We start from the raw sequence: 7,925 nt of genomic DNA, 5'->3' as shown, positions 1-7,925 counted from the left end.
CATGGGAGAAGGGTGCGGGTGCAGCATGCGAAGGAAAAACGCAAGTAAACTATAAAGCCGTGGCCCTGTATGCACTTCATACCATACCGTTCGTGAGATCCATCATGAAGAGAATCCGGGTTATCGTCGTCCTCGTGAGTTTAGGTGTTATCCTCTGGGCTGGAGCGGGAGAGGCCGCAGACGCCCTCTCTTATTTCGAGCGGGGGAATGCCTATTATAACGAAGGCCGGTATGAAAAAGCCGTTGACGATTATCGTGAGGCGATTGCAAAAAAACCTGATTTCGGCGACGCCTATTACAACCGCGGTCTCTCCTATTACAAACTCGAACAGTATGACAAGGCTATCGCTGATTTCACCGAGGCCGTGAGGTTCGAGCCCGATAAGGCCGAAATCTACCACAACCGAGCCCTCGTCTACTTCAGGAGAGGTGATTACAAGAATACAGTCGATGACGAAACCAAGGCGATCGAACTGAATCCGAACTTTACCGCTGCCTATCACAACCGAGGCGTCGCCCATGCGAGGGAAGAACGGTATGACGAGGCGATAGAAGACTATAACAAGGCTCTCGCGATAGTGCCGAATTACGGTGAGGCGTATTTTTCCCGTGGTGTCGCCTTCGTGCGAAAGGGATCGGCGGATTTCAGGAGGGCCTGCACGTTGGGAATCAAAGTTGCCTGCGAGGACCTGAAACAGATATCCGAATAGGGTTCAGGCTTCCTTAGGGCACCACAAAATACGTTGCCCAGAGATAGTAGCTTCCCAAATTACCCGCCGGCGTAACCAGGAGATAAAGAGAGTATGTGCCGGGGGAGAGCCCCGATATCGGGACCTGTCCAAGGATTGTTTGAGAAAAAGGCCCTGTAGTATTCGACTGCCATGGGACGACACCGGTCGGACGTATCCCCGTCGAAAGGGCGTTGATGACCGTTTCAGGCGGGAGCCGTTGAAAGGACAGGTCCGGATTCAGAATATTGACAACTGAAGGCTCTGTCGAGAGCACATAGGCTGCATAGATATCTACCGGTCCAGACACCTGACCGATGCTGAACTGAATCCCGAGAACGCCTCCGCCTCCGGCAACAGGGCCGACCCCTACCGGTCTCGCGGCAGCCGGGACCGCAATCGTTACCGGCCCGTCTGTCGGGGGATAGGAAAAGATCTCCCGGTTGACAGGTAGAGGCATCGGCTGATTGTTTTCGGTCACGAGATAGATATCGCCTTTCGAATAATCCGCCAGGTAGAGTTCGCCGTCTTCGTCTTCGCCGAAACTCGCTATCGATAAGCCGCTGTTGAGCAATACGTTGCTCTGCCAGATTGTGCCGTCATTCTTCAGTCCCCTGATCCGTCCCGTACAGAAATCCCCGAAGAAGTAGAATCCCTGCATGCCGGGGAAGGTTTGCCCCCGGTATACCGCGCCTCCGGTGACGGCGCAGTCGCCACCCTGATGCGGATATTCAGCGACGGGCAGCGTCAATCCCTGGGGATTACAGGCAGGAGGATTGAAGCAGTGAAAGCCTTCCATGATGCGCCATCCATAATTTTCGCCTCCGGAATCTGAGCTCAGCTGAAAGTCGATCTCTTCAAAAGAATTCTGCCCGACATCGGCGATGTAAAGGTCCCCTGTCTGGCGGTCAAAGGAGAAGCGCCACGGATTTCGCAATCCAAAGGCCCAGATTTCAGGCCGAAAGCCTGAGACCTGCAGAAAGGGGTTATCGGACGGAACAGCATAGGGAACCATCCCCGACTCGACATCGATCCTCAAGAGCTTCCCGAGCAGCATACCGGGATTCTGGGCGTTATTAGCCGGATCCCCTCCTGACCCGCCGTCACCTACCCCTATGTAGAGGAACCCGTCAGGACCAAAGACGAGCTGTCCGCCGTTGTGATTGGCAAACGACGGATGGCCGATTTTCAGTATCTTCATTTCGGTAGCGGGATCGGCGACCGCAGGGTCCCCGGCTTTCAGAAAGAAGCGCGATATCTGAATGCCTCCGTTGAGGTCCGTGTAGTAGACGTAAAAATATCCCTTGGTGACGAACCCCGGAGGAAAGGCGACGCTGAGCAGTCCCCGCTCTCCACCGGCAAGCACACGGTCCTTAATATCAAGAAAGGGTTGGGCGTCCAGCGCACCGTCCTTGAGAACCCGTATCCTCCCCGGCTGCTCGACGAGAAACAGCCTCTTGCTGCCATCCCCGGCATGAGTGACATGCAGAGGCTGGACCAGACCGCCGGCAAAGGGGGAGAGAGAAATCAGGGGCCAGATGACTGCCTTGTCCCGTACTTCTCCGGCAGCATCGGCAGGGAGAGGCAGAGAGACCAAGAATAGAACGATGACGGCGACACTGAAAAATCTTTCCAAAAATCTGGGTACCACTCTTACCCTCCGGCGAGACTATCCTGCTGAGAATCTCAGCGCCTCGCCTTATCTCCACTCTCGGTTACAGACTGTCGGCCACGTAATGACTTTAAGGTAAATTTCTATTCCTATACCATCATATCACTTTCTCAAGCCCGCCGCCACGCGGCGTGATTAAGCTCTCCACGATGCTTTATTGCTCGTTTATCTTTTTTCGGTAAAATAGGCTATAGTACTGATGCGCGAGTGCAGGGGCGTCTGAGCTGCGCCTCTTCCCGTAAAGAAAGGCGGCAGAATGTCCATCAAGAATCTCGAGGTCTTTTTTCATCCCAGGAGAATTGCCGTCATCGGGGCGAGCGAGGACCCGGATTCCCTCGGCTACTTCATCCTGAGAAACATGATCGGCAAGGGCTTCAAAGGAGTAGTCTATCCGATTAACCCGTCTTCCGAATCCGTGCAGGGGGTCGAGGCGTACAAGACGGTCTCCCACATCGAGCATCAGGTGGATTTGGCGATATTGGCAAACCCCGTCGAAGAGATCCTCCCGACCCTCGAAGAATGCGGGCAGAAGGGCGTCAAAGGCGTTTCCATCCTCTGCCCGGATTTCGAAAACCGCGTCAGGGACAATCAGGCCTTCTCTTCGCGCATTAAAGAGATCTCGGTGAAGTATGACGTCAGGGTATTGGGTCCGGACACCCTCGGGTTCATCAGGCCGAGCATGAGCCTCAACGCCAGCCTCTTTCCGAAGATGCCGAAGAGCGGGACGACAGCCTTCATCTCGCAGAGCTCCACGCTGACAACCGCCCTGCTGGACAGGGCGGTGGACAAGAACTTCGGTTTCAGCTACATCATTTCCGTCGGCGCAAAAATAGATATTGCGTTCTCCGACCTCATCGATTTCCTGGGGGTAGACCCGAAAACCAAGGCGATAATCCTGTACCTTGAGCACATCCAGCGGGGACGGAAATTCGTGACAGCGGTACGGAGCTTCGCACGATCCAAACCGATCGTCGTCGTTAAGTCGGGCAAATTCGACATATCCGCACGGGTCGCCCTGACCCATTCCGGCTTCCTCGCGGGGGAAGACAAGGTCTACGACGCGGTCTTTAAAAGGGCGGGCGCTGTCAGGATCGACGAGATCCTTGATCTCTTCTATCTCGCGGAGACCCTCGCCCAGGAGAGGCGGCCGAAAGGGAAGCGTCTTGCCGTTATCACCAATGCGAGCGCGCCGTCGATCATCGCAGCGGATACTCTTCTGAAACTGGAAGGCGACCTCGCCACCTTCGAAGAAGACACCCTGAAGAATCTGCGTCAGCACTTACCCTCTCTGAAGCAGGGCAAGAACCCCATCCATCTCCTCACCGATGCCTCGCCTGCCGACTATCAAACCGCGGTCAGGATATGCCTCGACGACAAGAATATCGATGGCCTCCTCGTGGTCCATGTACCGAACTTCGGCGCTCAATCGAAGGAGACCGCACAAGCCATAGTCGCCGCAAGGCAGGACAAACCCTACGTTCCCTTATTCACAGTCTGGATGGGAGGGGAGCAGGTGCAATCGGCGAGGGAGTTCCTGGTCGAAAAAACGATACCGACCTTCGTCACCCCTGAACAGGCAGTGAGGAGCTTCATCTACATGTACCGTTATGATTACAACCTGCAGCTCCTCCGGGAAACCCCCGAGACCATCCTGAGAGATTTTGTACCTGAACGAGAGAAGGCCGGGGCCATTATAAAGAATGCAACTCTCGAGAAAAGGCTCGTGTTGAACCTTAATGAAGTGAAGGAGATACTGCAGTCCTACGGCATACCCGTTATTATGACGAAGAGAGTGGAGAGCGAAGATGAGGCGGTCGGCGTTGCGGAAGAGATAGGCTTTCCCGTTGTCCTCAAGATCGACTCGGAAAAGATCTTTCACAAGATAGAGCGGGGCGGGGTCATCCTCAATCTGAAAGACGAGGCCTCCGTGAGAGAGGCCTTCAGAAGGATCAGGGAGGTGGCTGTTTCAGGCGGAGACCCCGACGCCCATGTCCTGATTCAACCGATGCTCATCAAACACGGGTATGAACTCGTCATCGGGGCGAAGAAGGACCCCACATTCGGTTCGGTGATCGTCTTCGGCACGGGAGGAGACCTCCTCGAAGCCCTCGGGGATTATGCGGTCGGTCTTCCGCCGCTGAATCAGACCCTGGCGAGGCGGATGATGGAGGAGACGAAGATCTATAAATTCCTCTCTGCAGAGAATCAGTATCGGGGAACCCTGAGATTGCTCGAAGAGATGCTTGTGAGATTCTCCTATCTGCTCGTCGACTTCTCAGACATCAAGGAGATCGACATAAATCCCTTCTTCATCACGGAAAAAGAAGGGTTTGTCCTCGATGCGGGCATCCTCCTCGAAGGAGAGCCCACGCAGGATATGGAGAGATTTGAAGGGGACCTCTGTCCGCCGCATCTCCTGATCTGTCCCTATCCGTTCAAATATATCAAGGAGTTTGAACTCGGAGACGGGGTCATGGCATTCATGAGACCGATCCGCTCCGAAGACGAACCCCTCGTCTACGAACTCTTTAAGAGCCTGTCCGAAGAGACGATCGTATTCAGGTTCAATCAACGTCTCACCGATATGCCCCACGAATGGCTCGCCCGGTATTGCCAGCTCGATTATGAGAGAGAGTTCGCCATCGTCGCGCTGATCAAGGAGACCGCCGAGCGGGAGAAGATCGTTGCCGACGTGAGAATCATGAAGCTTCCCGACCTCGAGACAGCAGAACTGGCCATCCTCGTTTCTGACGAGTGGCAGGGCCATGGTATCGGGAGCATGCTCATCGATTACTGCATAAAGATAGCACGGGAACTCGGGATAAAGACCCTCTGGATGGAAATCCTTAAGACCAACAACAGAATGCTCCACCTGGCGGAGGATGCCGGTTTTCAGGAGGTCTTTTCCGACGAAGACATGGTGAAGGTCGTCCTTGCACTCGGGTAATCTGGAAAGACGCCTTTACCTCATCGCCGCCGTCATCCTCCTGGTCGGTCTGGGCAGCGCAGTAATAATCTATCTGTCAGCCGACAATGATTCTGCCGACGTAACCAGTTATGAAATGACAGGCGGATACAGTTATCCGATGGCTCCTGAAGATTCCAAGAGGTATCGCCACGACCTGGAACTCTACGGAGGCAAAGCGAATGTGATCGTCTATGATTTCACGCGTTGGTTTGCCGGGTTATGGCGCGGAAGATCACTCGCATTCACCATAGCCTGCATCGCCATCGTTCTCTCCCTCGGTCTCTTCTTCGTGGCCAATCGCCTGCCCTCCGATCGGAACTCCGGCGGCGAAGATAGGAAGGATCATTCAGGGAAGGACTGAAGGAGAGATGACGGCTCTATTGACATTCTGGAGAAAAGTCGTATTCTGAAAATATGCGGACTTCGCCGCTGAATCCGAGATGAGGTCATGCGATAGCCGTTGAAAGGGGAAGGAGTCGAAAACGAATGGTGGACAGGGGAATGATTAGGGTTCTGCTCATTGAGGACGACTCCAACGATGCCGAGCTTTTCCGCGAGCTGCTTCAAGCCGAGAGGATCTCGATAGACCTCCGGCAATCCAGGGAATTATCGTCGGCACTTGCCCTTCTCTCGGCAGAAATCTTTGATATCATCGTGGCCGACCTGGGGCTGCCCGACAGCAACGGCATCGAGGCGTTCTCGAGACTCCATACGCTCCATCCCCAGATCCCGGTCATCGTGTTGACCGGACTGGACGATGAAGAACTCGCGCTTAAGGCTGTTCAGATGGGCGCACAGGACTATCTCGTCAAGGGACGCGTCGCGGGCAGTATGCTCGCCCGTTCGATCCGGTACGCCATCGAGCGGCAGAGACTGGTTACGGAGCTTGAAAAAAGTCTGAAGGAAATAAAGACACTGAAGGGGCTCATCCCGATGTGCGCATGGTGCAGAAAGATCCGTGACGACAGGGGCTACTGGAAAAAAGTAGAAACCTATATCCAGGAACAGACCGACGCCGCGGTTACCCATGGCATCTGTCCCGATTGCCTGCAGAAGATCGACCCCCGTGCATTCGAAATGATCGGGAAGGACAAGCCTGATAGCGATGCGCCGCCCGGGAGTTCTTCGTAGCGGACGGAGCGCAACGCCGGATGGACATGAAAAGCAAACTCCTTCCGAAATGGCAACAACAGGCAGGATCTGCGTTATCTTTTCGGAATCACGATCCCTATCGTAGTGCCGCTCTCGCGAGACCCGGTTATCCGCACCTCGCCGTTCAAGCCCTGTATGCGCTCGCGAATGCCCAGCAGACCGAAGGAATCCTTTTTCAAAACCTGTTCCTCCGTAATTCCGATTCCGTTATCGGTGATCCCGAGCGTAACGGAGCCGTCTCCATCGGTGAGCATCACCGCCACCTTCGTAGCCTGAGAGTGCCTGATGACATTGGTGAGCGCCTCCTGGAAGACTCTGAATAGCGCCGTCGAGAGATCTTTCTCCAAAACAAGGTCTTCGGGCGAGACTGTCACCTGGCATTCGATGCCGACCTCCTTCTGAAATTCCCTTGCCTGCCACTCTATCGCCGCCCCAAGCCCGAAGTGATCCAGGATTTCCGGTCTCAAGTCCGTGCAGATCCTTCTTACCGACAGTATCGTTCTATCGACAAGATCTATCGCCGGCTTTAATTTCCCGCGGAGTCCTCCGTGGTCGCCATATTTGTCAGAAATCCACGCGAGGTTCATCTTCAAGGCGGCGAGGATCTGACCGAACTCATCATGGATATCGCGAGCGACGTTTCTTCGTTCTTCTTCCCTCACCGATTGGAGGTGCGCCGCCAGATTCCGCAACTGTTCACGCGACCCCTCGAGTTCTTCAGCGGTCTTTCTGCGCTCCTTGCGTCCTTCAGCCTCCCGCAACGCACGGCGCAGCGAAGGCGCGAGCCGCGAAATCCTGTTCTTGAGCACGTAGTCCGTCGCACCGCGTTTGAGGGTCTCGATGGCGAGTTCCTCCCCCATCTTCCCCGAGACGAAGATAAACGGGACCTCGGGGCATTCCTTTCCGACGATCTCGAGCGCGGAAAGGCCGTCAAATCCAGGCAGAGAATAGTCGGCGAAGATGATATCAAACCGGTCCCGACAGACGGCAGCGACAAAATCATCACGCGTCTCGACACGGACCGTCTCGCAGGAGATGCCATCACCCTCAAGCGTCGATTTGACGAGTTCGGCGTCGAAGGGATCATCCTCCAGGTGCAGTATCCTCAAAGGTGCCGTCATGCAGACATATCCTATCTGTGATTACCGTTACCGATCAGCACATGCCTAGAGGCGGCGGCTCGTTCACAACAGCCCAGAACGCCCCTGTCTGTCTAATCGCATCGACGAAATCGTGGAAACCGACGGGCTTCACGACGTATCCGTTTGTGCCGAGGCTATATCCCTCAACGATATCCTGTTCTTCGCGCGATGAGGTGAGGATCACCACCGGCATGAACCCGAGCTTCTCATGGCTCCGAATCTGCCGAAGCACTTCGAGGCCGTTGACCTTGGGAAGCTTGAGG

Annotated in this window: 7 protein-coding genes; 4 read left to right on the top strand and 3 right to left on the bottom strand. The window is 55.0% G+C overall.

Translation table 11 applies throughout. From position 1 onward, the window contains the following. Positions 1-710: tetratricopeptide repeat protein (locus VEI96_13560; protein HXX59021.1), on the top strand; the 710-nt coding region annotated here is incomplete at its 5' end. Positions 711-723: 13 nt separating this feature from the next. On the opposite strand, the gene VEI96_13555 is transcribed toward VEI96_13560, so the two are convergent. Then, on the bottom strand, positions 724-2,379 hold the full coding sequence (locus tag VEI96_13555) for a PQQ-dependent sugar dehydrogenase (protein ID HXX59020.1): 1,656 nt from the start codon (positions 2,377-2,379) through the stop codon (positions 724-726). A 277-nt stretch (positions 2,380-2,656) separates the two neighbouring features. On the opposite strand from VEI96_13555, the gene VEI96_13550 reads away from it, so the two are divergent. The 3 genes from VEI96_13550 to VEI96_13540 all read left to right on the top strand — a co-directional run bounded on the left by VEI96_13550 (position 2,657) and on the right by VEI96_13540 (position 6,499). Further along, positions 2,657-5,347, top strand: coding sequence for a bifunctional acetate--CoA ligase family protein/GNAT family N-acetyltransferase (locus VEI96_13550; GenBank protein HXX59019.1), 2,691 nt, complete (start codon positions 2,657-2,659; stop codon positions 5,345-5,347). Continuing rightward, positions 5,334-5,729, top strand: a complete 396-nt coding sequence (locus tag VEI96_13545; protein HXX59018.1) for a hypothetical protein — start codon at positions 5,334-5,336, stop codon at positions 5,727-5,729. The genes VEI96_13550 and VEI96_13545 overlap by 14 nt, the downstream gene beginning before the upstream one ends. Before the next feature lie 140 nt (positions 5,730-5,869). Further along, positions 5,870-6,499 (top strand): response regulator, encoded by a 630-nt coding sequence (locus tag VEI96_13540; protein ID HXX59017.1) that lies wholly within the window; start codon positions 5,870-5,872, stop codon positions 6,497-6,499. A 74-nt stretch (positions 6,500-6,573) separates the two neighbouring features. Here the strand turns inward: VEI96_13540 and VEI96_13535 are convergent, their stop codons facing one another. Both VEI96_13535 and VEI96_13530 read right to left on the bottom strand, forming a co-directional pair. After that, positions 6,574-7,641 (bottom strand): response regulator, encoded by a 1,068-nt coding sequence (locus tag VEI96_13535; GenBank protein HXX59016.1) that lies wholly within the window; start codon positions 7,639-7,641, stop codon positions 6,574-6,576. Positions 7,642-7,675: 34 nt separating this feature from the next. Continuing rightward, the coding region (locus tag VEI96_13530; protein ID HXX59015.1) for a response regulator at positions 7,676-7,925 on the bottom strand (250 nt) is incomplete at its 5' end.

The sequence above is a fragment of the Thermodesulfovibrionales bacterium genome (genome assembly GCA_035622735.1).
Lineage (GTDB): Bacteria > Nitrospirota > Thermodesulfovibrionia > Thermodesulfovibrionales > UBA9159 > DASPUT01.
The sequence above is the reverse complement of the archived record's forward strand: the minus strand, read 5'-3'. Positions and strand labels throughout refer to the sequence as shown.